Here is a 22,740-nt window from a genome sequence, read left to right as displayed (position 1 = left end):
TTAATTTGCTGCACGGCGTGTGGCCTGGTTTAAGGGGGAGGGCGGAGACAATACTCTGTCCAGCACCTCGGCTTCCAGCTCTGCCAGTTTGACCGACCCTTTGCGCCGTGGGCGCGGCAGGTCGACGGTCAGATCCAAGCCGATACGGCCTTCCTCAATCAAAATCACGCGATCCGCCAGCGCAATGGCTTCACTGACGTCGTGCGTCACCAGCAATACGGTGAAACCGTGCTGTTGCCATAACCCTTCAATCAATCCCTGCATTTCAATCCGCGTCAAGGCGTCAAGCGCCCCCAAAGGTTCGTCCAACAGCAACAGGCGTGGACGGTGGATCAGCGCGCGTGCCAAGGCCACTCGCTGTTTTTGTCCTCCGGACAAGGCCGCCGGCCACTCGTTGGCGCGGTCGGCCAGCCCGACGGCTTCCAGCGCTTGCAACGCATCGGCACGCCAGTTGCCGCGCAGGCCAAGGCCCACATTGTCGATCACCTTTTTCCACGGTAGCAGGCGGGCGTCCTGAAACATCAGGCGGGTATCGTCTCTGGCGCTGGCAAGGGGCGCATTCCCGCTCAGCAAGGCGCCGCTGGTGGCTTTTTCCAGCCCTGCCATCAGACGCAGCAGCGTGCTTTTACCGCAGCCACTGCGCCCGACCACGGCGACAAACTGTCCCGCGCTGATGCGCAATTGAATATTGTCCAGCACGGTGCGGTTGCCATAGCGCTTGGCAATGGACTCCAGTGTGACCGGCGTCCCTTGGGGAATTCGAGCGGGAGTCGTCATAGCGTTTCTCCTTGTTTCAGTTGATAGGCCGGGTGCCAGCGCAACCAGACGCGTTCCAGCAACTGTGCGCTGACGTCCGCCAGCTTGCCGAGCAGGGCATAAAGCACAATCGCCACCACCACCACGTCGGTCTGCAAGAATTCACGCGCGTTCATCGCCAGATAACCGATACCTGAATTGGCGGAAATGGTTTCGGCCACGATCAGCGTCAGCCACATAAAGCCCAACGCGAAACGCACGCCGACCATGATCGACGGCAGAGCGCCTGGCAAAACCACCTGAGCAAACAGCTGGAAACCGCTCAGGCCGTAGCTGCGCGCCATTTCAAGCAGGCCGTGATCGATATTCTTGATACCGTGATAGGTATTCAAATAAATGGGGAACAGGGTGCCTAACGCCACCAGAAAAATCTTGGCGGACTCATCGATACCGAACCACAGGATCACCAGCGGGATCAGCGCCAGATGCGGCACGTTGCGGATCATTTGCACGGAGCTGTCCAACAGGCGTTCGCCCCAACGTGACAGACCGGTGATAAAGCCCAGCGCCAGACCAATGCTGCCGCCGATGCTAAAACCGATCAGTGCGCGCCAACTGCTGATCGTCAGGTGTTGCCACAACTCGCCGCTTTTGGTGAGCGTCCAGAAGGCGGTGACGACCGCGCTCGGTGCCGGCAGAATACGGTTTGACAACCAGCCCGCCTCGACGGAGATTTGCCAGATAACCACCAGCGCTACCGGCAATGCCCAGGGGGCCAGCCGGTGCAATATGCGTTGTGTACCCTTCGCCATAAGGGGGCTCCTCAGCTTTGCGACGCTTTTTGCGGAATATAAATATTGGCCACCACTTCTCCCTGGGCCTTGACCGGTTTGCGCTGAGTGGGGATTGGGTTTTCCACCAGGTCAAGATGGGGGAACAGCAGTTCGCCGACGCGATAGGCTTCTTCCAGATGCGGGTAGCCGGACAGGATAAAGGTATCGATGCCCAGATCGGCATATTCCTGCATGCGCGCCGCCACCGTCGGGCCGTCGCCGACCAGGGCAGTACCGGCCCCGCCACGGACCAGGCCCACCCCGGCCCACAGATTGGGGCTGATCTCCAGATTGTCTTTTTTGCCGCCGTGCAGCGCCGCCATGCGCCGTTGCCCTACAGAGTCGAAGCGGGCAAATGCCTTTTGTGCATCGGCGATGGTTTTTTCATCCAGATTGGCAATCAGTCGGTCTGCTGCACGCCAGGCTTCTTCCGTAGTTTCACGCACGATCACGTGCAGGCGAATGCCGAAGCGCACCTTGCGACCTTTGGCCGCGGCTTTGGCGCGGACCTCGGCTATTTTTTCTTTCACCTGCGCCGGGGGTTCTCCCCAGGTGAGGTACATTTCAACCTGTTCGGCGGCCAGATCCTGCGCAGCGGCAGAGGATCCACCGAAATACAGTGGCGGACGCGGTTGTTGCACCGGCGGGTACAGCAGTTTTGCCCCCTTCACCTGAATATGCTTGCCATCGAAATCGACAGTTTCCCCTTCCAACACCTTACGCCAAACGTGGGTGAACTCTGCCGAAGCCTCGTAACGTTCTTCGTGATTCAGATGCAGCCCTTCCGCCGCCAGTTCTTCGGGATCGCCGCCGGTGACCAGGTTGAACAACGCCCGGCCATTGGAAAGGCGATCGAGCGTTGCCGCCTGGCGAGCCGCCAGGGTGGGTGAAATGATGCCGGGGCGTAAGGCCACCAGGAATTTCAACCGTTGGGTGACCGGGATCAGCGAGGCGGCCACTAACCAGGAGTCTTCACAAGAACGGCCGGTGGGGATCAACACGCCGCCGAATCCCAGCCGATCGGCCGCTTGGGCAATTTGCTGCAAATAGCCGTAATCGACGCTGCGTGCGCCCTCCGTGCTGCCGAGATAGTGGCCGTCGCCATGGGTCGGTAAAAACCAGAATACGTTCAGGCTCATCGTCAGTTCTCCAAAATTATTGTGCGCTCGGGCGCCAGATGCGTTGCGAAATATCGACTTTCACCGGCACCAGACGGTTGGCATAAAACAGATCGGCGGTTTGCTGCTGAGCGGCAATGGTGCGTGCGTCCAGAGGTTTGATGGCGGTCGGTGGACGGTGATCCAAATAAGATGAGATCACTTTTTCCGGCAGGCCCATGGCGTTTGCCAGTAGCGTGACGCTTTGCGCCCGGTCGCTTTGGGTCAACGCATCAGCTTTGGTCAACTCATCAAGCACCTGCTGAATGAACGGCCCGTTAGCTTCGGTATAAGTGCGTACCGCCAGATAGAAGGAGCCGGTTTGATTCAAATCGGTGCCGTCACCCAGCACCCGCACACCACCCTGCAACAAGGCCGCGGAATAGTACGGGTCCCAGATGGTCCAGGCATCGACGTTGCCCTGCTGGAAGGCGGCGCGGGCATCGGCCGGTGTCAGATAAATGGGTTGAATATCGGTAAACTTCAGTCCGGCTTTTTGCAGCGATCGCAGCAGCAGGTTGTGGGAGCTGGAGCCTTTCTGGAAGGCGACCTTGTGGCCTTTCAAATCAGCGACGGTTTTGATCGGGCTATTCTCCGGCACCAGGATCACTTCCGCCTTGGGTTTTGGTGGCTCTACGCCGACATACAGCAGATCCGCCCCGGCGGCCTGGGCAAAGATCGGAGGAATATCGCCGGTACTGCCCAGATCGATACTGCCGACGTTCAGCGCCTCAAGCATCTGCGGGCCGGCGGGGAATTCGATCCAACTGATTTTGGTGGTGGGGAAACGCTGTTCCAGCAGGCGGTGGGATTTTGCCAGTACCAGACTGATCGATCCTTTTTGATAACCGATACGAAACTGCGCCGGATCCTGTGCGCTGGCGGAATTGATCCACGCCAGTGAGATGATGCCGGCTAAGGCGCCAGTGCCAAGCCAACGGCCAAATGATGAAAGTCGTGTCATCCTCTTTCCTTATAGAGAGCGTGCTGTCAGGCAGTTTGACGTGAGAACAGGGAAGGGGAGAGCCGTGCCTGCGGTGGCTTACGGCGGCCGAGCGCCAGGTAGAAGCTTTCCAGGGCTTCTTCCAGCCGGGAAGCCAAACCTTCGGACAGGGTAATTTCCTCACCGTCCAGCACCACCTGGCTGTCATCGGCGAACACTCCATGCAGCACTTCCTGCGCTTTCAATGCCGCCAGCACCGGTTTCAGGGCATAGTCCACCGCCAGCATATGGCCAATGGAGCCACCGGTGGCCAGGGGTAACACCACCTTATGGTCCAGCGCACGTTCCGGCAGCAGATCCAGCAGGGTTTTCAGCGCGCCGGAAAACGAGGCCTTATACACCGGGGTAGAGACCAGCAGGCCGTCGGCCAAAGCCAGTTGTTCAGTAAAGGCTTTTATCGCCGGGCTATTGAAATTGGCGTACAGCAAGTCTTCTGCGTCAAAGTCGTGCAGGGTGTAGGAGATCACCTCCACGCCCTGTTGCTGCAACCAATTCTTACTCAAGGAAAGCAGGGCCGCTGAACGTGATGGGATGCGAGGGCTGCCGGACAGTGATATAACGCGCATTACCACTCCTTATAACTAAAAGTTAGGTTTAATTAGAAAATTGTCGAGAAGTGTTTTAAACCTATCAGCAAAGGGGCGGGTTACTTAAATCTCATTTTTTGATTTTGATATGCGTAAATGCGGATTGGCGGGGCTTTGGCTCCCTATCGGGGGAAACGATTGCGTTAAAAACGCTTTTTTTGCTTTTAATCAATTCCAATTGGCCAAGGGATACCGGATAATACGCCCCCGGTTTGCAACCGGGAAATCAGGAGAGTACATGTACTACCCCCTCATCAGAAAAGCGTTGTTCCAGCTCGATCCCGAGCGTGCGCATGAATTGACTTTTCATCAGCTCCGCCGCGTCACCGGCACCCCGTTAGAATTTGTTATTCGCCAGTCTGTGCCGACCAAGCCGGTAAGCTGCATGGGGCTCTCTTTTAAAAATCCTTTGGGTTTGGCCGCCGGTCTGGATAAAGACGGCGAGTGTATCGACGCATTCGGTGCCATGGGTTTCGGCTTTGTCGAAGTCGGCACCGTGACGCCACGCCCGCAGTCGGGCAACGACAAGCCGCGTCTGTTCCGCATCGTGGAAGCGGAAGGCCTGATCAACCGAATGGGCTTTAATAACCAGGGCGTGGATAATCTGGTTGAAAACGTTAAGAAATCTCATTTCGGCGGTATTCTGGGGATTAATATCGGCAAGAATAAAGACACCCCGGTCGAGCAAGGAAAAGACGATTATCTGATCTGTATGGATAAAGTTTATCCGTATGCCGGTTATATCGCGATTAACATTTCGTCACCCAATACGCCGGGGTTACGATCCTTACAGTACGGTGAAGCGTTAGACGATCTTTTGGCCGCCATTAAAAATAAGCAGCAGGAATTGCATGCGCGCCATCACAAATATGTGCCGGTGGCGGTAAAGATCGCGCCGGATCTTTCAGAAGAAGAATTGATCCAAATAGCCGACAGTTTGGTGCGCCATAATATAGATGGTGTGATCGCGACCAATACCACACTGGATCGTAAATTGATCCAGGGGCTGAATTATTGCGAGCAAATGGGGGGCCTGAGTGGTCGTCCGTTGCAGGCGAGCAGCACCGAAGTGATCCGCCGTTTGTCACTTGAACTGCAAGGGCGTCTGCCGATTATCGGGGTGGGCGGAATTGATTCCCTGATGGCCGCGCGGGAAAAAATGGCAGCCGGGGCTTCGTTGGTGCAAATTTATTCCGGATTTATCTTCAAAGGTCCGCGGCTGATTAAAGATATCGTTAACTACATCTAATATTTTTCCTTTCATTTTCCGCCGGGGGTTTATTTCTTCCCCCGGCTCGTCTATATTTTGTCCACTAGCATAAATATCGTTCGCGGAATTATCCGATGTTTAAGCGACTTGAGTGGTGATAAAATCACCTTTTAGGGTAAATACGGCGTGGCATAGGCAGCGAGAAGGATAAGACATGAAGATAAAACCTGACGATAATTGGCGTTGGTATTTTGACGCCGAACACGATCGGCTAATGCTGGATTTAGCCAATGGGATGATCTTCCGCTCGCGTTTTCCTGCCAAAATGTTAACGCCGGATGCTTTCGACGAATGCTCTTTCTGTGTGGACGACGCTGCGCTTTATTTTAATTATGAAGAGCAGTGCAAACAGATAAAGCTCAGCCACGAGCAACGCGCCGAACTGGTATTAAATGCCCTGGTAGCCTATCGCTTCCTCAAGCCACTGATGCCGAAAAGCTGGCATTTCTCGCAGCAACATTATCCATTGCAGCCGAAAAACGGTGAGTTGGCGGCGGTGAAGGTGATGGAGAGCGGCGTTGAAGCCCGCCTGCTGGTGGTGGAAGCCGGCGACAACGCCAGCCTTTGCCTGCTGGCGCAAAACCAACTCTCCGTGGCCGGCCGTACCATGGTTCTGGGCGACGCCATCAAAGTGATGCACGATCGCCTTAAACCCTGCGCGCAAGATGAGGCCTCCGCCCCGGCTTACGACAGGGCGGTATAACGGCGATTACGCCAGCGTCAAATCGCTTTTTGGAATACAGCTGCAGCAAAGGATGGTGCCATTGTTGGCGACCGCACTTTTCTTCAGCGGTGCCACTTCGCCACTGACCAAGGTTATGCGACAACTTCCGCAAATTCCCGCACGGCATGAATAAGGCACGCGCAGCCCTTGCTGTTCCAACTGTTCCAGTAAGATCTGCTGATTATTGCCGGTAAACACCGTTCCCGCGTATTCGATAGTGACGCTATGTTCACTGTCCTGCGGTGCCTGCACGCTCTCAACCACTTTTCCTGCGCCATAAGGGCGCGGTGGTTTGTTGGATAACACTTCCACCGTATCGCCGACGCGGATAATACCGCTGCTGCGCGCCACCATATTCTGGCCAAAATCGATATCGCCGTTGTCCGCCGTGCGGAACTTCTGCAGGGTGCTCAGGGGTTCACCGCTCGGATGCTTGCGGCCACGTTCGGTGCTGACGGTGGTCAACACGCAGCGGCTACAGGGTTTGACCAGATCAAACATCACGTCACCGACGCGGATCACCTGCCAACCGTCTTCGGCCCAGGCTGCCGCACCGGTCACCACCAGATTGGGGCGGAACTGCTCGAGCTTGATGCTACCGGGACAACGCTGCTGCAAATCGTTGAATGAGGCTTCGTTGATCAGCAAATAAGGATAGCCGTCGGCGAAAGAAAGGGGGATTTCCGGGTGTTTTTTCACGCGGCGGGTCAGCTCGGGGCCAAGCCAACGCAACTGCACTTCACGCTGGAAATAACCGCTCAGCCAATTGTTAATCGCTGCCGGTGCAATCAGGGCGGTGAAATGGTTGCCCCAGACTTCGGTCGGTTGCGCCTCAGGGGCGAAATCGCTGAAGCGAATGGCAGCGCTTTCTCCGTCCGGCGCGGTCAGAAATAGCCCATCAGGCAGCAGAGCCGGGGTGAACATCACCATTTGCGGATATTGGCGTGCGGTAATAAAGGTGCCATCCGGTTCGGTGATCATAAAGTTACGGTCGAAAGCCAATCCACTGCTGGAAGCCTGCGCGTGCGAAAGCTGCAAACCACGAAGCGATTTCACCGGATGAACGTAAAGTTTCGAAAGCGTAATCACCCTTATCCCCGTGCGATTATTAAATAGAAGGGAGCAACTTTATGACAAGCGGTCTGGATTAGCTATAATGCGCAACAATTTTCTTTTTGGTGATAAGTACGATATGAACTCTCTGTTTGCCAGCACGGCGCGTGGACTGGAAGAACTGTTAAAAAGCGAACTGGAAGCGCTGGGCGCTCACGCCTGTAAAGTAGTGCAGGGTGGGGTACATTTTCAGGGTGACGATCGTCTTCTGTACCAAAGCTTGCTGTGGAGCCGTCTGGCCTCACGTATTTTGCTGCCGCTGAATGAATTCCGCGTGCACAGCGATCTGGATCTGTATCTGGGTGTGCAGGCGATCGACTGGACCAACATTTTCGGCGTGGATAAAACCTTCGCCGTGCATTTCAGCGGCGTGAACGAAGAGATCCGCAACAGCCAATATGGTGCGTTGAAGGTTAAGGACGCCATCGTCGACAGCTTTACTCGCAAACTCGACCAGCGTCCGACGGTTGCGAAGCAGCAGCCGGATATTCGCGTCAATGTGTTCCTGCAGCGCGATATGGCCAGCGTAGCGCTCGATCTGAGCGGTGAAGGCCTGCATCAACGTGGCTACCGTGATCTGACCGGCCAAGCACCGCTGAAAGAGAGCCTGGCGGCGGCGATTGTGCAACGTTCAGGCTGGCAGCCGGGGACTCCGATGCTCGATCCTATGTGTGGTTCGGGGACGCTATTGATTGAGGCAGCGATGATAGCTTCCGATCGCGCTCCGGGTCTGCACCGTCAACATTGGGGCTTTACCGCCTGGAATGGCCATAACGTCGATCTGTGGCGCGAAGTGATCACCGAAGCGCAGGTGCGTGCACGCCGTGGCTTGCAAGAAACCACCTCACGTTTCTTCGGTTCTGATATCGATCGTCGCGTGATTGAAATGGCGCGCGGCAATGCCCGCCGTGCAGGCGTTGCCGAACTGATTACCTTTAACGTCAACGACGTAGCCAAACTGACCAATCCACTGCCGGAAGGCCCGACCGGCACCGTAGTGTGCAACCCGCCGTACGGCGAGCGTCTGGAAAGTGAACCGGCGCTGATCGCCTTGCACAATATGCTGGGCCGCATCATGAAGAGCGCATTCGGCGGCTGGCAATTGTCATTGTTCAGCGCATCGCCGGAGCTGCTGAGTTGCCTGCAGCTGCGTGCCGAGCGCCAGTTCAAGGCCAAAAACGGTCCGTTGGACTGCGTGCAGAAAAATTATCAACTGGCGGAGAACCCACAGGGCTCCGGCGGCATTCAGGTAGCGGAAGATTTTGCCAACCGCCTGCGCAAGAACCTGAAGAAGCTCGACAAGTGGGCCAAACAGCAGGGCATTGAATGCTATCGCCTGTATGATGCTGACCTGCCGGAATACAACGTGGCGGTAGACCGCTACGGCAGCAAGGTGGTGGTACAAGAGTATGCGCCGCCGAAAACCATCGATGCGCAGAAAGCGCGTCAACGTCTGTTCGATGTGATCAATGCCACGCTGGCGGTGCTGGAATTGCCGTCCAATCAGCTGATCCTGAAAACCCGTGAGCGCCAGAAAGGCAAAAACCAGTATGAAAAACTGGCGCAGAAGGGCGAGTTCCTGCTGGTGGAAGAGTTTAACGCCAAGCTGTGGGTGAACCTGACTGACTATCTCGATACCGGCCTGTTCCTCGACCACCGCATTGCTCGCCGCATGCTGGGTGAGATGAGCAAGGGCAAAGACTTCCTCAACCTGTTCGCCTATACCGGCACCGCCAGCGTACACGCCGGGTTGGGTGGCGCGCGCAGTACCACCACGGTGGATATGTCGCGTACCTATCTCGAATGGGCAGAGAAAAACCTGCGAGTTAACGGTCTGACCGGCAAACAGCACAGATTGATCCATGCGGATTGCCTGTCATGGCTGCAAAATGCCGACGAACAATTCGACGTGATCTTTATCGATCCGCCGACCTTCTCCAACTCCAAGCGGATGGAGAACACCTTTGACGTTCAGCGCGATCACCTGGTGCTGATGCAAGATTTGAAACGGTTGCTGCGTCGTAACGGGACCATCATGTTCTCGAACAACAAGCGCGGTTTCCAGATGGATATGGCCGGCCTGAGCGCGCTGGGTCTGGAGGCGAAAGAAATTACCGCCCAGACGCAGTCGCAGGACTTTGCCCGTAACCGTCAAATTCATAACTGCTGGCTGGTTACCCACGCCGGCGAAGGAAAATAATTACTATGTCGTTAATCAGCATGTCCGGTGCCTGGCTGTCCTTCAGCGATGCGCCGCTTTTAGATAACACCGAAATTCATATTGAAGACAACGAACGCGTTTGTCTGGTTGGGCGTAATGGCGCCGGTAAATCCACGCTGCTGAAGATCCTCGGTAAAGAAATTCCGCTGGACGATGGCCGGGTGATTTACGAGCAAGATCTTATCGTTGCGCGTCTGCAACAAGATCCCCCGCGCAATATCGGCGGGACAGTATTCGATTTCGTGGCCGAGGGCGTGGCTGAGCAGGCGGAACACCTGAAGGCCTATCATGCGATTTCGCATCTGGTGGAAACCGACCCGAGCGAAAAAAACCTGACGCGTATGGCGCAGATTATGGAGATCCTCGATCACCAGGGGCTTTGGCAACTCGACAGCCGCATCAGCGAAGTGCTGTTGCAGCTGGGCCTGAACGGGGACGCGGAGCTTTCCTCGCTTTCCGGCGGCTGGCTGCGTAAAGCGGCGCTGGGGCGCGCGCTGGTCAGTTCTCCGCGCGTATTGCTGCTGGACGAACCGACCAACCACCTGGACATTACCACCATTGACTGGCTGGAAGGCTTCCTGAAAGAGTTCCAGGGCAGCATCGTGTTCATTTCCCACGACCGTTCCTTTATCCGCAACATGGCGACGCGCATTGTCGATCTCGACCGTGGCAAGCTGGTGTCCTGGCTGGGCAATTATGATCTGTATCTTCTGAGCAAAGAAGAAGCGCTGCGGGTAGAAGAGCTGCAAAACGCTGAATTCGACCGCAAACTGGCACAGGAAGAAGTGTGGATCCGTCAGGGCATCAAGGCGCGTCGTACGCGTAACGAAGGCCGCGTACGCGCGCTGAAGGCGTTACGTAACGAGCGTTCAGAACGTCGTGAGGTGATGGGCACCGCCAAAATGCAGGTTGAAGAGGCGGTACGCTCCGGCAAGATTGTGTTCGAGATGGAAGACGTCAATTATCAGGTCGGCGGCAAAGTGCTGGTGCGCAATTTCTCCGCCCAGGTGCAGCGCGGCGACAAGATTGCCCTGGTGGGGCCGAACGGCTGCGGCAAAACGACCTTGCTGAAGCTGATGCTTGGCCAGTTAAAGGCCGACAGCGGTCGCGTACACTGCGGCACCAAACTTGAAGTGGCCTATTTCGATCAGCACCGCGCCGAACTGGATCCGGAACGTACGGTGATGGACAACCTGGCAGAAGGCAAGCAGGAAGTGATGGTCAACGGCCGCTCTCGCCACGTGCTCGGCTATTTGCAAGACTTCCTGTTCCATCCGAAACGCGCCATGACGCCGGTGAAAGCGTTGTCCGGCGGTGAGCGTAACCGTCTGTTGCTGGCCAAGCTGTTCCTGAAGCCAAGTAACTTGTTGATTCTCGATGAACCAACCAACGATCTTGACGTCGAAACGCTGGAGTTGCTGGAAGAGCTGATCGATGGCTATCAGGGCACCGTGCTGTTGGTAAGCCACGATCGTCAATTCGTCGACAACTCCGTGACCGAGTGCTGGATCTTTGAAGGCAACGGCGAGATCAGCACCTTCGTAGGCGGTTATTACGATGCGCACCACCAGCGCGCAACGGCAAAACCTATCCGTCAGGTCGCGGCGGAACAGAACAAGCCGGCGGCGGAGAAAAAGGCTGAACAGTCCAAGAAACCGGCGGCTAAACTGAGCTATAACTTGTTACGCGAGCTGGAACAGTTGCCGCAACGCCTTGAACAACTGGAAGCGGAAATTGAAGCGCTGCAGGCGCAAATGAGCGATGCTGATTTCTTCACGCGTCCTCACAGCGAAACACAGCAGGTGCTGACCGCGCTGGCCACCGCCGAAGGGGCATTGGAAGAAGCCTTCGCCCGTTGGGAAGAGTTGGAAGCGATGAAAAACGGCTAACCGTTGAGATACCGTCCGCGCGCTGCTGCGGGCGGTATTGTCGTACCGGTGAGCGACGTTGTTAAGGAGGATTATGGTGTGTTCCCACGAGAATCACGAGCAGCACAGTCACGCAACACACGCAAAGCAGCAACAGGACAATCTGATGCTGTGTCCACAATGCGACATGTTGGTGGCGTTGCCGCCGCTGGCATACGGTTCGAAAGCGGTATGCCCGCGTTGTAAAACGACCCTCAGCTCCCGCTGGCAGGAACCCCGCAAGCGGCCAATCGGCTATGCCCTCAGCGCATTGTTTATGCTGCTGCTGGCGAATATTTTCCCGTTTATCAATATGCGCGTTGCCGGTCTCGGTAACGAAATCAAACTGATCCAGATCCCGCAGGTGATGGTGGCGGAAGACTACGCCAGCATGGCCACGCTGTTTATGGTGTTCGTGCAGTTGATCCCGGCGTTCTGCATGGTGGCAATCATTGTGCTGTGCGCCAGAGTACGCATTCCCCTTGGCCTGAAAGAGTGGATGGCCAAGATGCTGTTCCAGTTTAAAACCTGGTGCATGGTCGAAATTTTCCTCGCGGGGGTGCTGGTCAGCTTCGTTAAGCTGATGGCCTATGGCGATATCGGCATCGGCAGCAGCTTTGTGCCTTATTGCCTGTTTTGCCTGCTGCAGGTGCGCGCCTTCCAGTGTGTGGATCGCCGTTGGCTGTGGAATGACATTGAACCGGCGCCGCGGCTCGATCGCCCCATGAAAGTAGGGCACATCGGGTTGCGTCAGGGCTTGCGCTCTTGCCAATGCTGTACGGCAATTCTGCCGGCGGAGATGACCCGTTGCCCGCGTTGCCACACCAAAGGTTATGTCCGTCGCCGCCACAGTTTGCAATGGACATTGGCACTGCTTGTCACCTCGGTCATGTTGTATATTCCGGCTAATCTGCTGCCTATTATGGTCACCGAGGCGCTGGGCAACAAAATCACCTCTACCATCATGGCCGGGGTGATCCTGCTGTGGGGCGAAGGATCTTATCCGGTGGCGATGGTGATCTTCATCGCCAGCATCATGGTACCTTCGTTGAAAATGTTGGCGATTGGCTGGTTGTGCTGGGATGCCAACGGCAAGCATAAACCCCGGGCCGACAGCGAAAGGATGCACCTGATTTATGAAGTGGTTGAATTCGTCGGCCGCTGGTCGATGATCGATGTGTTTGTGATCGCCGTACTTTCGGCGTTGGTACGGATGGGACAATTGATGAGCATTTATCCTGCTACTGGCGCGTTGCTGTTCGCCATGGTGGTGATCCTCACTATGTTTGCTGCCATGACGTTTGATCCCCGGCTGTCCTGGGATCGCGTAAATGAAACAATAAAAAAGGAGCCGCAAGGTGACGGAAAATAATCATAGCGTCGCGGACGTTGAAAAGATCAAGCGCTGGTCGCCGGTGTGGATTATCCCCATCGTCACTGCGCTGATCGGCGCCTGGATCCTGTTTTACCATTTCAGCCACCAGGGGCCGCAGGTGACGCTGGTCACCACCACAGCCGAAGGCCTGGAAGCGGGTAAAACCAAAATCACCAGCCGTAGCGTCGATGTCGGCGTGGTGGAGACCGTGACCCTGAGCGACGACCTGAGCAAGGTGGTGGTACAGGCCCGGTTAAACTCCGGCATGGAGAAATTGCTGCGCGAGGATACCGCCTTCTGGGTGGTGAAACCGCAGATTGGCCGTGAAGGCATTTCCGGTCTGGGTACCTTGCTGTCTGGCGCTTACATCGAGCTGCAGCCGGGCAAAAAAGGCAAAGAGAAAAACGATTACCAACTGCTGGATGCACCGCCGTTGGCTTCCCCGGATGCCAAAGGGTTGCGCATCGTCCTGGACAGCGAAAAGTCCGGCCAGCTGAATGCCGGCGATCCGGTGCTGTTCCGTGGTTACCGTGTCGGCTCGGTAGAGACCAGCTATTTTGATCCCAAGATGCGCGCCATGCGCTATCAGCTGTTTGTCTCCGCTCCTTACGATCAACTGGTGACCAGCAACGTTCGCTTCTGGAAAGACAGCGGCGTGGCCTTCGACATGTCCGCGCAGGGCATGCGGGTAGAAATGGGGTCCCTGGCTACGCTGTTCAGCGGCGGCGTCAGCTTTGACGTGCCGGACGGTTGGGATCGCGGCGAGCAGGTGAAAGAGAAGACGGAATATCAGCTGTTTGATAACCAACGCAGCATCCAGGATTCGCTGTACACCGTGCACAAAGATTACCTGATGTTCTTCTCGGATTCGATTCGCGGCCTGCAGCCGGGAGCGCCTGTCGAGTTCCGCGGTATCCGTTTGGGGACCGTGGCGCAAGTGCCATTCTACAAAGAGGGCATGATGCAGCGGCTGGATAACGATTACCGTATTCCGGTGCTGATCCGCATTGAACCGGATCGTTTCCAGAAGCAGTTGGGCGGCAATTTCGATATTGAAGGCCACCTGAAAGATGCTGAATCACGCGGTATGCGCGCTTCTCTGAAGTCCGCCAACCTGCTAACCGGCTCCCTGTATATCGATCTGGATTTCTATCCGCAAGAGAAAGCCTGGAAGGGGCCGCGTGAGCTGTTCGGTTATCCGTTGATGCCGACCACCAGCGGCGGTTTGGCGCAGATCCAACAGAAACTGATGCAGACGTTGGATAAGATCAACTCGATGCCATTGAATCCGATGATCAATGAAGCGACCAAAACCCTGGCAGAAAGCCAGAAGACCATGAAGTCGACGCAGCAGACCATGCAATCGTTGAACGACATCATCGCCAGCAAAGAGATGAAGGCGCTGCCGCAGGATATGCAAAAAACGCTGCAGGAACTGAATCGCAGCATGAAAGGCTTCCAGCCAGGTTCACCGGCCTACAACAAGATGGTCGGCGATATGCAACGCCTCGATCAGGTGCTGCGTGAACTGCAGCCCGTGTTGCGTACCCTGAACGAAAAGAGCAACGCGCTGGTGTTTGAAGCCGCGGGCAGTAACGATCCTCAGCCGAAGAAGGCCAACAAATGATGAAATGGATTCCGGTAGCCCTGGCGTTGGTACTCAGCGCCTGTAGCAGCACCCCACAGAAAACCTACTACCAACTGCCGGCGCTGGGGGCGCCGACACAGGTGAGCGGCGGTGAGACTTCTCGCCAACTGTGGTTGGAACACGTCACCGTGGCGGATTATCTGGCGCAGAACGGCGTGGTTTATCAGACCAATGATGTGCAGTACGTCATTGCCCAGAATAACCTGTGGGCCAGCCCGCTCGATCAGCAACTGCAGCAAACGCTGGTCACCAACCTGAGCAGCGCATTGCCGGGTTGGGTCGTGTCCTCCCAGCCGATGAGCAGCGATCAGGACGTGTTGAACGTGACGGTCAGCGGTTTCCATGGCCGTTTTGATGGCAAGGCAATCATTCGTGGCGAATGGGTGCTGAGTCATCAAGGCAAGCTGACCAAACGGCCATTCAGCCTGGAGCTGAAACAGGGCGAGGATGGTTACGATGCGCTGGTCCGTACGTTGGCGCAAGGCTGGCAGCAAGAGGCACAGTCCATCGCCTCGCAGGCCGGTCGTTTTTAGTCATAATTTGGACTAAAAAGGTCTAATCCCTTCCGATGAAAAATATTAAAACTTTTCGTCGGCAGGGATTTTTATTTTATTTCAATTGGTTAACCTCTTTCCCAGCATATCAGCCACTTAGCATATTCTGCGTGTGTAGCTCACAAATATGACATTGGCGTGAATTTTGCGCATTGATCTTCCCTTCATTTAGCGCTATTGCTTATACGTGGCTGCACAAAAAGCAGCCATTGTTTTCTTTCCACCAGACCAAATATGAGGGAAACGAGGCATGAAGAGACAGAAACGCGATCGTCTGGAAAGGGCGCATTCTAGAGGTTATCAGGCAGGTATTTTAGGGCGTTCGAGGGAATATTGTCCCTACCAATCATCTGTGGACGCCCGGTCTCAATGGCTGGGAGGTTGGCGAGAAGCCATGGAAGACAGGGCTGTGACCGCTTAAGCGGCTCCCTGTCAAAAAAAAGGAATAACCTCCGCTCCAGGCGGAGGTTTTTGTTTAAACAGCCTTACCCCTGCCAGCGTTTCAGCAAGATACTCGCATTCACGCCGCCAAAGCCAAAGCCGTTCGACAGCGCGTAGTTGATGGTCATTGGTTGAGCTTTATTGGCCACCAGATGCAACCCCTCGGCCGCCGGGTCCGGATTATCCAGATTCAGCGTGGCCGGTGCGATCTGATCGCGCAGGGCCAGCGCCGTAAATATGGTTTCCAGCCCGCCCGCAGCGCCGAGTAAATGCCCCGTAGCCGATTTGGTCGAAGTGATGGCTACGCCGCCCCCGGTGCCGAACAGGTGTTTAATGGCGTTGATCTCGCCCAAATCACCGACGGGTGTTGAGGTGGCGTGGGCATTCAAGTGCTGAATTTGCTCCGGTGCGACACCGGCCTGCTTCAGAGCAATTTTCATTGCGCGATAGGCACCGTCGCCGTCTTCAGCACCGGAGGTCATATGGTAGGCATCGGCACTGGTACCGTAGCCGACAATTTCTGCCAGCGGCGTGGCGCCGCGTGCCAGCGCATGTTCCAGCATTTCAATAACCAGCATGCCGGCACCTTCCCCCATGACAAAACCGTTACGCGCGCTATCGAAAGGCCGAGAGGCTTTTTCTGCCTCTTCAGGTGACGTCGTGGACATGGCGCGCGCTGCGGCAAAGCCCCCGAGGCTGACGGTGTCGATTGCGGCTTCTGTACCGCCACACAGCGCGATATCGGCCTCATCGTTACGAATCATGCGCACGGCATCGCCGATGGCCTGAACCCCTGCGGCACACGCAGTAACGGGGGCGCCAATCGGGCCTTTGAACTGGTGCTTAATCGACACATGACCGGCCGCCAGATTGACCAGGAAAGAGGGAATGGTAAATGGCGAAAGGCGTTTGGCGCCCCGGCTGTCGGTAGTACGCACTGCGTGAGCAATCGCCGGGAAGCCACCAATACCTGAGGCAATCACGGTTGCGGTGCGCTCCTGCTTATCTTCCGTATCCGCTGTCCAACCTGCCTGACGAATGGCCTCATCGGCCGCCGCCATCGCCAGCAGAATAAAGCGGTCCATTTTCTTTTGGTCTTTTGGCGGTACAGCACTGTCGGGGTCGAAACCCGCCTCGGGATCCTGTTCCAACGAAGGCACCTGCCCACCGATTTTTACCTGCAGGTCAGCAACGATCTCTTCCGGGAGCGGACGAATGCCGGACTGGCCATTCAGCAGACGCTGCCAGATAGCCTCTACGCCGCATCCCAGTGGCGAAACGGCGCCCATGCCGGTAATGACTATACGACGACTGTTCATAGTGACTCCTTGGATGATTCTGAGGGGAATGCAGAAAGGTTCTGCTGCATCAGGGCCGCGCGTTGGCGCATACCGTCGGTCGCCGCCGGCCCTGGTGCTAAGGTAATATTATGCAGCGCGATAGGCTGCTGAGTAATGCTGTCGATCAGTGCTAAACGTATTGGCTGCCCGGTACGGCGATCGACCAGTTCTGCGCTAATGCCGTCATCGGCCAGATGGGTATTCCCCCAATGGAGAAGGGCCGCAATCACCGGGAAGAAATCTTTACCGCGCTCGGTGAGCAGATACTCATACCGTACTGGCCGGTTTTGATATTGCTGTTTATGTAGAATACCGCTCTCCACCAGGTATTTCAGGCGACGGGTCAATATGGTGGGTGAAAGCCCCAGACTTTGCTGGAACTCGTCAAATCGCGATAGGCCGTGAAATGCATCGCGCAGTATCAGGATGCTCCACCATTCTCCTACGCGATCCAGAGAACGGGCTACGGGGCATGGCACGTTGTCAAAACGGGTTTTCTGCATGGCATACCTCCTGGTTACTACAATAATTGTAGTAACTATTTAGCCGCCATGAACCTGAGGTTTAAAAGCTCAGAGCACAATAATGGCGGGAAAATAAACGGCGACCGGGAAGGGCCGCCGTGACTGCGATTAGAACGCAGCAGTGTCCTTGAACAGGCCCACTTTAAGATCGCTGGCGGTGTAAATCACCTGGCCATCGACCAGAACCTCACCATCAGCCACACCCATAATCAGCTTACGGATGATCACGCGTTTGAAGTTGATGCGGTAGGTGACCTTCTTCGCGGTCGGCAATACCTGGCCGGTGAATTTAACTTCACCCACGCCCAGCGCGCGGCCTTTACCCTCGCCACCCAGCCAGCCGAGGTAGAAGCCTACCAGCTGCCACATGGCATCCAGACCCAGGCAGCCCGGCATCACCGGATCGCCGATAAAGTGGCAACCGAAGAACCATAGGTCAGGATTGATATCCAGTTCCGCTTCCACATAACCTTTGTTGTGGGTGCCACCGTCTTCGGTCATCTTGACCACGCGGTCCATCATCAACATGTTTCCTGCCGGCAACGGCGGGCCGCCGGCGCCAAACAGCTCGCCACGGCCGGATGCTTCGAGGTCTTCTTTCGTATAGGAGTCGCGTTTTTCTACCATGTTCTCAGTAAACCTTATTTTAATGAAGGGCGCAGGTTAGCTTACACGTGTACGCTGAACAAGTCCGATCAGCCGTGGTTGAACCAGTTGAGCCAACGAAGTGGCCACGGCCAGCGCCGGCGTTCCTGCGGATTCACCTGGGCGATCCGTTCCTGAATGGCAGCTAACAGATTAGGTTGCTGTTCATCAGAGTAAGGATAACCGGTGAGTAATGGCAAGGCCTCTGCGGCGCTGTCGACGGCCCACAGATGGAATTGCCCCTCGCGCACCGCATCGACTACGTCCTGGCGTAGACACAGGTGGCGCACGTTGGTGGCGGGCATGATGATGCCCTGTTTGCCTGTCAAACCGCGACGTTGGCAAACCTCAAAAAAGCCTTCGATCTTCTCGTTGACGCCGCCAATAGGCTGTACATTGCCGAATTGGTCGACGGAGCCGGTTACCGCAATCTGCTGGGTAATTGGCTGCGACGAGAGTGCACTGATAAGCGCACATAACTCGGCCAGTGAGGCGCTGTCGCCATCCACTTCGCCGTAAGATTGCTCAAACACGATTGAAGCCGAGAAGGGCAGCGGCTGGTCCAGTTCCAGTTCGGAAATCAGGAACGCCTGCATAATCATCATGCCTTTAGCATGCAGATTGCCGCCAAGTTCGGCCTTGCGCTCAACGTCGGTAAATTCACCATCGCCAAGATGCACCACACAGCTGATGCGAGAAGGCTCGCCAAAGCTGCGTGGGTGGCCAGGATATTCCAACACCGACAGGCCGTTGATCTGGCCGACGACTTCACCTTCGGTTTCAATCAGGATTTGGCCCAGCTCAATTTCATCCTGCATCCGCTCTGCGAGGTAGCTTTCACGCCACTCGCGGGCATTCAATGCGGCTTCGAATGCTTTGGCGGTAATGCACTCTTCCTCGGCATACAGCGCCGCTTCAGAAAGTTGTTGGCTGATCCACAGAGGGGAGAGCGGCAGATTGCCCTGATCGCCGCTGTGACGCACGGCTTGAACCATTAACGGGTACCAGGCATCGGCGGCCAGCGATGGTAATTGCTTCTCGTCGATAAGGGCGTTGACGTAGCCACACCACTGCACCATGTCATCGATTTCGGTGAGTTGCAGATCTTCTTCGTATTCGCCGTAGACCGCCTGCTCGCTCAGCTCCGGCTCGATATCATGGAAATCGGCCAGGCCGTGGCGATCGCCCACAACGATTAGCCGTAATTCCAACGGCATCGGGGGAATGGCAATCGGCAGCGGTCGTGTTTCATCCGGGGAAACCCAATGGAACTGGCGCTGGGTGATCATTTGCTTCAACCGCAGCCACAGTAACGGCTGAGCCAGCAGGGAGCGTGCCGACAGGATCAGCACACCACCGTTGGCTTTATGCACCAGGCCAGGCTGCAGGCTGATTTCATTGTTGTGGATCCTGACGCAGCCAAACAGCTGTTCCGGCTCAATCCACTCCTGAAACACGCAGGCGCCACCGGCCGCAAAGGCTTCATCACCCTGGCTGGCGGGTTCAACGCTGACTTTGCTGCCCTGGATCACATAGTGACTGCCCTTAAACGCGGTATTCTGCGGTTGCAGTTGTTCAACTGCCTGGGCGATCAATGCCAGATACTCACGCGTTTCCTGCGCTTTCAACAACATGAAACGCGGTGGCGACTGTGGATGGCAAAACAGCGTCAGTGCATTTTCCAGCCGAGGCTGAATGGAAGCAAAGGACACGGGCGCCAACTGCGCGGCGGTATCAAATATCGCTTGATAAGGCGTAACGTCCGGCAACAGTGATTGCCATTCAAGTCGGTTATTGGTCAAAGTGTTAGATGCAATCGTCAAAAAGGGAAAGGGCGATTATACAAGAATAACGACAGCTTGATACATGCAGAGTCGTAGTTGGTGTCAGGGAGTTTGACATCGCGCGATGACTGTGCAAAAAACAGTCTAAAAGCGGGGTAATTGCCGGGGAAATTCGGCGTAAAGCTGTTATGCTTAATTAAAGTTACGCGGTCACTAAAGAGCTCATGATGAAATATCAGCAACTGGAAAATCTGGAGAGCGGTTGGAAATGGAAGTACCTGGTGAAGAAGCACCGGGAAGGGGAAACTATTACCCGCCACATCGAAAACAGCGTTGCTCAGGAAGCCATTGACGAGCTGCTGAAACTGGAAAATGAGCCGGTTAAAGTGCTGACGTGGATTAGCCACCATATGAATCCGGAATTGGATAACCGGATGAAGCAAACAATCCGTGCGCGGCGTAAACGTCATTTTAACGCAGAACACCAACATACGCGTAAAAAATCTATCGATCTGGAGTTTTTGGTTTGGCAGCGTTTGGCCGGTCTGGCTCGTCGCCGTGGCGTGACTTTGTCAGAAACCGTGGTCCAGCTGATTGAAGATGCGGAACGTAAAGAGAAGTATGCCAGTCAGATGTCATCGCTGAAACAGGATTTAAAAGCCATTCTCGGTAAAGACGAACAGTAAGTCAGCTCGCCAGTCCCCGTTCGGTGGCAGGCGGCTCGTCGCCAGTTCCGCTGATTTAGAGCGAAAAAAAACCCCGCATAGCGGGGTTTTTTACTAAGAGTGGTAGCTTAGCCTTGTGGCTGAGTTACAACGTCTTTGATACCTTTAACTTCGATCTCTACGCGACGATCTGGTGCCAGGCAGTCGATCTGTGCTTTGGTAGCACGGCCAGCTTTGTAGCCACAGGTGTTGCCAGTGACGGAATCAGCTTCGCCCATACCACGTGCAGAGATTTTGTCTGAAGGAATACCTTTAGATACCAGGTAGTCAACAACGCTTTGAGCGCGTTTTTCAGACAGTTTCTGGTTGTACTGGTCAGAACCAACGGCGTCGGTGTAACCCAGAACTACAACAGAACCATCTTTAGGATCCATGGAGCTCAGCTGGGTGTACAGCTGGTCCAGAGCCTGTTGGCCTTCTGCTTTCAGAGTAGATTTGTTGAAGTTGAACAGCACGTCAGACTTCAGAGTGAAACGCTTGGTTTCAACAACTGGAGCTGGAGCCGGAGCTGGTGCTGGAGCAACAACATCATCCTGACCGAAACGGTAAGAAACACCCAGGCTCAGCATGGTGTTGTCTGGACGTGCGCCGACAGTACCTGCATCACCGATGTTGCTAACGAATTGGTAGTCCAGGCGAGTAGCCCAGTTTTTGGTCAGTGCGTACTCAACACCCACTGCAGCCAGCGGAGAAACGCCAGTGTCGTGGTCGCTCAGACGAGTGCCATTGCCGTAGTTAGCTTTGGAATCTGCACGCCATACCATACCACCCAGACGAGTGTAGATGTCCAGATCGTCGATGATTGGGTAGCTCAGTTTAGCTGCCAGTTGAACGCCCTGTGCTTTGAAAGCACCGTTGTTCACGCTGCCTTTGTAAGGCATACGGCCAAGCCAGTCATAGCCCAGCTCGAAGCCCAGGTATTGGTTCGCCTGGTAACCCAGGAACGCGCCAGCACCCAGTTGATCTTTATGGGTCGGACCATTGCCGATACCATTCTGGTAACCGTTGCCGTAGAAACCAGTGTCATGGTACTGGGACCAGCCCAGTTTAGCACCGGTGTACCAGGTATTATCTTTTGGGGCGGCTTGCGCTACGGTAGCGAAACCAGCCAGTGCCACTGCTAATGCGATAGCTGTCTTTTTCATTTTGCGCCTCGTTATCATCCAAATAGGCAATGAGCTTTAAAGCTGTTTTAAGCCCTTGGTTAAATTCCTTCGCCAAGGTTTGAGCCCTCGTTTGTTACTCGGCCAGTTTATCTGGCGTTATAGAGCAACCTTGGCGATGTAAAGTCTACAACGTGGCGCGAAAGTTACAAGTGTGATGTGATAAAGCTCTAAAAAAAAACGCGGAATCGTACATATTTACTAACATTAACCGGCAAAAAAACGAGCAATTTAGCCTTCGTTTTGGGCCGCGGAACCGCAGCCGCACTCGCTTTTCCCCTGATCCCATAAAGGTTCCCTTGCAGAACGATGAAAATGATGGGAAAAATCCTAAATTTACTTAATGATACAAAGAAGAGTGAATTTTTAGGGTGGAACACTGTCCGTGAATCGGGTTTATGTCACGTTGAGGACGCATAATGAACCCGTAAGCATTACCTAATTCTGCCGCACGTCTTAATTTTAGACGATCTTCTTCCGTAAGATCGGGTAACCAGCCGAGTACGACACTGTAATTTCCCGTCAGTAACGCTTTTTCCATTGCTTCAACCGTGTCCAGCGGACTGATTTGGCTCAGCTGCACCACTTTCCCAACCGGCAGGCCGGACTGCTGCAGCCACCTTTTGCTCAGCTTTTGCTGTGGGGTCAGCCATAACAACCAGCGAGACTGCATGCCCAGCTGCTGTAGCAAAGGCAGCAGCAGTTGCGCCACCGCGGGCTGATGCTCGTTGTAAACAAGTTCACTGATAAGGCCATTTTTGTTGCCGGCATCTGTGTTTTCTGCAGCATTGTTCACCGCAAAAGAGGTGTGGCTGAAATGGGTTTTGTAGAGTGATTGAGTACGCATAAAGTATCCCGCCCGTAGTGTCACTGTATGTTTATACAGTACATCCAGTTGTCAGTAAGATCAACCCAAATCTTCGTAGCACCTCGCATAATTGCGATCATTTTTTATACGGCAGACTTTTGT

21 protein-coding genes are annotated in these 22,740 nt (G+C 55.2%); 9 read left to right on the top strand and 12 right to left on the bottom strand.

Annotation, left to right across the window (positions count from 1 at the left end):
* Genes ssuB through ssuE form a run of 5 tightly spaced genes read right to left on the bottom strand, consistent with a single transcriptional unit; the run spans position 1 to position 4,315 of the window.
* Positions 1–777, bottom strand: a complete 777-nt coding sequence (gene ssuB, locus H5P17_RS04345) for an aliphatic sulfonates ABC transporter ATP-binding protein (RefSeq protein ID WP_044549577.1) — start codon at positions 775–777, stop codon at positions 1–3.
* A complete protein-coding gene (ssuC, locus tag H5P17_RS04340; protein WP_182821483.1) occupies positions 774–1,568 on the bottom strand; it encodes an aliphatic sulfonate ABC transporter permease SsuC in 795 nt (264 codons plus the stop codon). Before ssuC ends, ssuB begins: the two co-directional genes overlap by 4 nt.
* An 11-nt stretch (positions 1,569–1,579) precedes the next feature.
* A complete protein-coding gene (gene ssuD / locus H5P17_RS04335; RefSeq protein WP_044549581.1) occupies positions 1,580–2,728 on the bottom strand; it encodes an FMNH2-dependent alkanesulfonate monooxygenase in 1,149 nt (382 codons plus the stop codon).
* Positions 2,729–2,744: 16 nt separating this feature from the next.
* On the bottom strand, positions 2,745–3,710 hold the full coding sequence (locus H5P17_RS04330; RefSeq protein ID WP_182821480.1) for a sulfonate ABC transporter substrate-binding protein: 966 nt from the start codon (positions 3,708–3,710) through the stop codon (positions 2,745–2,747).
* A 26-nt stretch (positions 3,711–3,736) separates the two neighbouring features.
* Complete coding sequence (gene ssuE, locus H5P17_RS04325; protein ID WP_044549586.1) at positions 3,737–4,315, bottom strand: NADPH-dependent FMN reductase; 579 nt, start codon at positions 4,313–4,315, stop codon at positions 3,737–3,739.
* Positions 4,316–4,574: 259 nt separating this feature from the next.
* Here ssuE and pyrD point away from each other — a divergent pair, with 259 nt between their 5' ends.
* Positions 4,575–5,585: a quinone-dependent dihydroorotate dehydrogenase gene (pyrD, locus tag H5P17_RS04320; RefSeq protein ID WP_020826160.1), complete on the top strand. Its 1,011-nt coding sequence runs from the start codon at positions 4,575–4,577 to the stop codon at positions 5,583–5,585.
* A 175-nt stretch (positions 5,586–5,760) separates the two neighbouring features.
* Positions 5,761–6,309: a cell division protein ZapC gene (locus H5P17_RS04315; RefSeq protein ID WP_044549587.1), complete on the top strand. Its 549-nt coding sequence runs from the start codon at positions 5,761–5,763 to the stop codon at positions 6,307–6,309.
* A gap of 6 nt (positions 6,310–6,315) precedes the next feature.
* Here the strand turns inward: H5P17_RS04315 and H5P17_RS04310 are convergent, their stop codons facing one another.
* On the bottom strand, positions 6,316–7,419 hold the full coding sequence (locus H5P17_RS04310) for a YcbX family protein (RefSeq protein WP_182821478.1): 1,104 nt from the start codon (positions 7,417–7,419) through the stop codon (positions 6,316–6,318).
* 103 nt (positions 7,420–7,522) lie between these two features.
* Between H5P17_RS04310 and rlmKL the strand changes: the two genes are divergently transcribed.
* The 6 genes from rlmKL (at position 7,523) to rmf (ending at position 15,569) form a co-directional block, all read left to right on the top strand.
* A complete protein-coding gene (gene rlmKL / locus H5P17_RS04305; RefSeq protein WP_104410963.1) occupies positions 7,523–9,643 on the top strand; it encodes a bifunctional 23S rRNA (guanine(2069)-N(7))-methyltransferase RlmK/23S rRNA (guanine(2445)-N(2))-methyltransferase RlmL in 2,121 nt (706 codons plus the stop codon).
* A gap of 5 nt (positions 9,644–9,648) precedes the next feature.
* Complete coding sequence (locus H5P17_RS04300) at positions 9,649–11,553, top strand: ABC transporter ATP-binding protein (RefSeq protein ID WP_182821476.1); 1,905 nt, start codon at positions 9,649–9,651, stop codon at positions 11,551–11,553.
* Positions 11,554–11,626: 73 nt separating this feature from the next.
* Complete coding sequence (gene pqiA, locus H5P17_RS04295) at positions 11,627–12,943, top strand: membrane integrity-associated transporter subunit PqiA (protein WP_044549595.1); 1,317 nt, start codon at positions 11,627–11,629, stop codon at positions 12,941–12,943.
* A complete protein-coding gene (gene pqiB, locus H5P17_RS04290) occupies positions 12,930–14,573 on the top strand; it encodes an intermembrane transport protein PqiB (RefSeq protein WP_182821474.1) in 1,644 nt (547 codons plus the stop codon). Before pqiA ends, pqiB begins: the two co-directional genes overlap by 14 nt.
* Positions 14,570–15,127, top strand: coding sequence for a membrane integrity-associated transporter subunit PqiC (gene pqiC / locus H5P17_RS04285; protein WP_044549599.1), 558 nt, complete (start codon positions 14,570–14,572; stop codon positions 15,125–15,127). Before pqiB ends, pqiC begins: the two co-directional genes overlap by 4 nt.
* Before the next feature lie 271 nt (positions 15,128–15,398).
* A complete protein-coding gene (gene rmf, locus H5P17_RS04280) occupies positions 15,399–15,569 on the top strand; it encodes a ribosome modulation factor (protein WP_071827009.1) in 171 nt (56 codons plus the stop codon).
* A gap of 64 nt (positions 15,570–15,633) precedes the next feature.
* Here rmf and fabF read toward each other — a convergent pair whose 3' ends face one another.
* The 4 genes from fabF to H5P17_RS04260 all read right to left on the bottom strand — a co-directional run bounded on the left by fabF (position 15,634) and on the right by H5P17_RS04260 (position 19,900).
* A complete protein-coding gene (fabF, locus tag H5P17_RS04275; protein WP_182821472.1) occupies positions 15,634–16,908 on the bottom strand; it encodes a beta-ketoacyl-ACP synthase II in 1,275 nt (424 codons plus the stop codon).
* Complete coding sequence (locus H5P17_RS04270) at positions 16,905–17,432, bottom strand: helix-turn-helix domain-containing protein (protein WP_182821470.1); 528 nt, start codon at positions 17,430–17,432, stop codon at positions 16,905–16,907. The genes fabF and H5P17_RS04270 overlap by 4 nt, the downstream gene beginning before the upstream one ends.
* A gap of 129 nt (positions 17,433–17,561) precedes the next feature.
* The gene (fabA, locus tag H5P17_RS04265) at positions 17,562–18,080 is read right to left on the bottom strand and encodes a bifunctional 3-hydroxydecanoyl-ACP dehydratase/trans-2-decenoyl-ACP isomerase (RefSeq protein ID WP_012006178.1); all 519 of its coding nucleotides are present in this window, start codon (positions 18,078–18,080) and stop codon (positions 17,562–17,564) included.
* Between the two features lie 68 nt (positions 18,081–18,148).
* Positions 18,149–19,900, bottom strand: a complete 1,752-nt coding sequence (locus H5P17_RS04260; RefSeq protein ID WP_182821469.1) for a Lon protease family protein — start codon at positions 19,898–19,900, stop codon at positions 18,149–18,151.
* A gap of 209 nt (positions 19,901–20,109) precedes the next feature.
* Between H5P17_RS04260 and matP the strand changes: the two genes are divergently transcribed.
* Positions 20,110–20,568, top strand: a complete 459-nt coding sequence (gene matP, locus H5P17_RS04255) for a macrodomain Ter protein MatP (RefSeq protein ID WP_182821467.1) — start codon at positions 20,110–20,112, stop codon at positions 20,566–20,568.
* Between the two features lie 107 nt (positions 20,569–20,675).
* Here matP and ompA read toward each other — a convergent pair whose 3' ends face one another.
* Entirely contained in the window at positions 20,676–21,752 is a 1,077-nt protein-coding gene (gene ompA, locus H5P17_RS04250) for a porin OmpA (RefSeq protein WP_020826172.1), read from the bottom strand.
* Positions 21,753–22,110: 358 nt separating this feature from the next.
* Positions 22,111–22,617, bottom strand: coding sequence for an SOS-induced cell division inhibitor SulA (sulA, locus tag H5P17_RS04245; RefSeq protein WP_044549608.1), 507 nt, complete (start codon positions 22,615–22,617; stop codon positions 22,111–22,113).
* Positions 22,618–22,740 lie beyond the last annotated feature (123 nt).

Source organism: Serratia sp. OS31 (assembly GCF_014164835.1).
Lineage (GTDB): Bacteria > Pseudomonadota > Gammaproteobacteria > Enterobacterales > Enterobacteriaceae > Serratia > Serratia liquefaciens_A.
The sequence above is the reverse complement of the archived record's forward strand: the minus strand, read 5'-3'. Positions and strand labels throughout refer to the sequence as shown.

What these genes read in the sequence shown, in the direction of transcription:
- ssuB (WP_044549577.1), bottom strand. Translation starts at nt 777, where the DNA reads ATGACGACTCCCGCTCGAATTCCCCAAGGGACGCCGGTCACACTGGAG.
- ssuC (WP_182821483.1), bottom strand. Translation starts at nt 1,568, where the DNA reads ATGGCGAAGGGTACACAACGCATATTGCACCGGCTGGCCCCCTGGGCA.
- ssuD (WP_044549581.1), bottom strand. Translation starts at nt 2,728, where the DNA reads ATGAGCCTGAACGTATTCTGGTTTTTACCGACCCATGGCGACGGCCAC.
- H5P17_RS04330 (WP_182821480.1), bottom strand. Translation starts at nt 3,710, where the DNA reads ATGACACGACTTTCATCATTTGGCCGTTGGCTTGGCACTGGCGCCTTA.
- ssuE (WP_044549586.1), bottom strand. Translation starts at nt 4,315, where the DNA reads ATGCGCGTTATATCACTGTCCGGCAGCCCTCGCATCCCATCACGTTCA.
- pyrD (WP_020826160.1), top strand. Translation starts at nt 4,575, where the DNA reads ATGTACTACCCCCTCATCAGAAAAGCGTTGTTCCAGCTCGATCCCGAG.
- H5P17_RS04315 (WP_044549587.1), top strand. Translation starts at nt 5,761, where the DNA reads ATGAAGATAAAACCTGACGATAATTGGCGTTGGTATTTTGACGCCGAA.
- rlmKL (WP_104410963.1), top strand. Translation starts at nt 7,523, where the DNA reads ATGAACTCTCTGTTTGCCAGCACGGCGCGTGGACTGGAAGAACTGTTA.
- H5P17_RS04300 (WP_182821476.1), top strand. Translation starts at nt 9,649, where the DNA reads ATGTCGTTAATCAGCATGTCCGGTGCCTGGCTGTCCTTCAGCGATGCG.
- pqiA (WP_044549595.1), top strand. Translation starts at nt 11,627, where the DNA reads ATGGTGTGTTCCCACGAGAATCACGAGCAGCACAGTCACGCAACACAC.
- pqiC (WP_044549599.1), top strand. Translation starts at nt 14,570, where the DNA reads ATGATGAAATGGATTCCGGTAGCCCTGGCGTTGGTACTCAGCGCCTGT.
- rmf (WP_071827009.1), top strand. Translation starts at nt 15,399, where the DNA reads ATGAAGAGACAGAAACGCGATCGTCTGGAAAGGGCGCATTCTAGAGGT.
- fabF (WP_182821472.1), bottom strand. Translation starts at nt 16,908, where the DNA reads ATGAACAGTCGTCGTATAGTCATTACCGGCATGGGCGCCGTTTCGCCA.
- H5P17_RS04270 (WP_182821470.1), bottom strand. Translation starts at nt 17,432, where the DNA reads ATGCAGAAAACCCGTTTTGACAACGTGCCATGCCCCGTAGCCCGTTCT.
- fabA (WP_012006178.1), bottom strand. Translation starts at nt 18,080, where the DNA reads ATGGTAGAAAAACGCGACTCCTATACGAAAGAAGACCTCGAAGCATCC.
- matP (WP_182821467.1), top strand. Translation starts at nt 20,110, where the DNA reads ATGAAATATCAGCAACTGGAAAATCTGGAGAGCGGTTGGAAATGGAAG.
- ompA (WP_020826172.1), bottom strand. Translation starts at nt 21,752, where the DNA reads ATGAAAAAGACAGCTATCGCATTAGCAGTGGCACTGGCTGGTTTCGCT.
- sulA (WP_044549608.1), bottom strand. Translation starts at nt 22,617, where the DNA reads ATGCGTACTCAATCACTCTACAAAACCCATTTCAGCCACACCTCTTTT.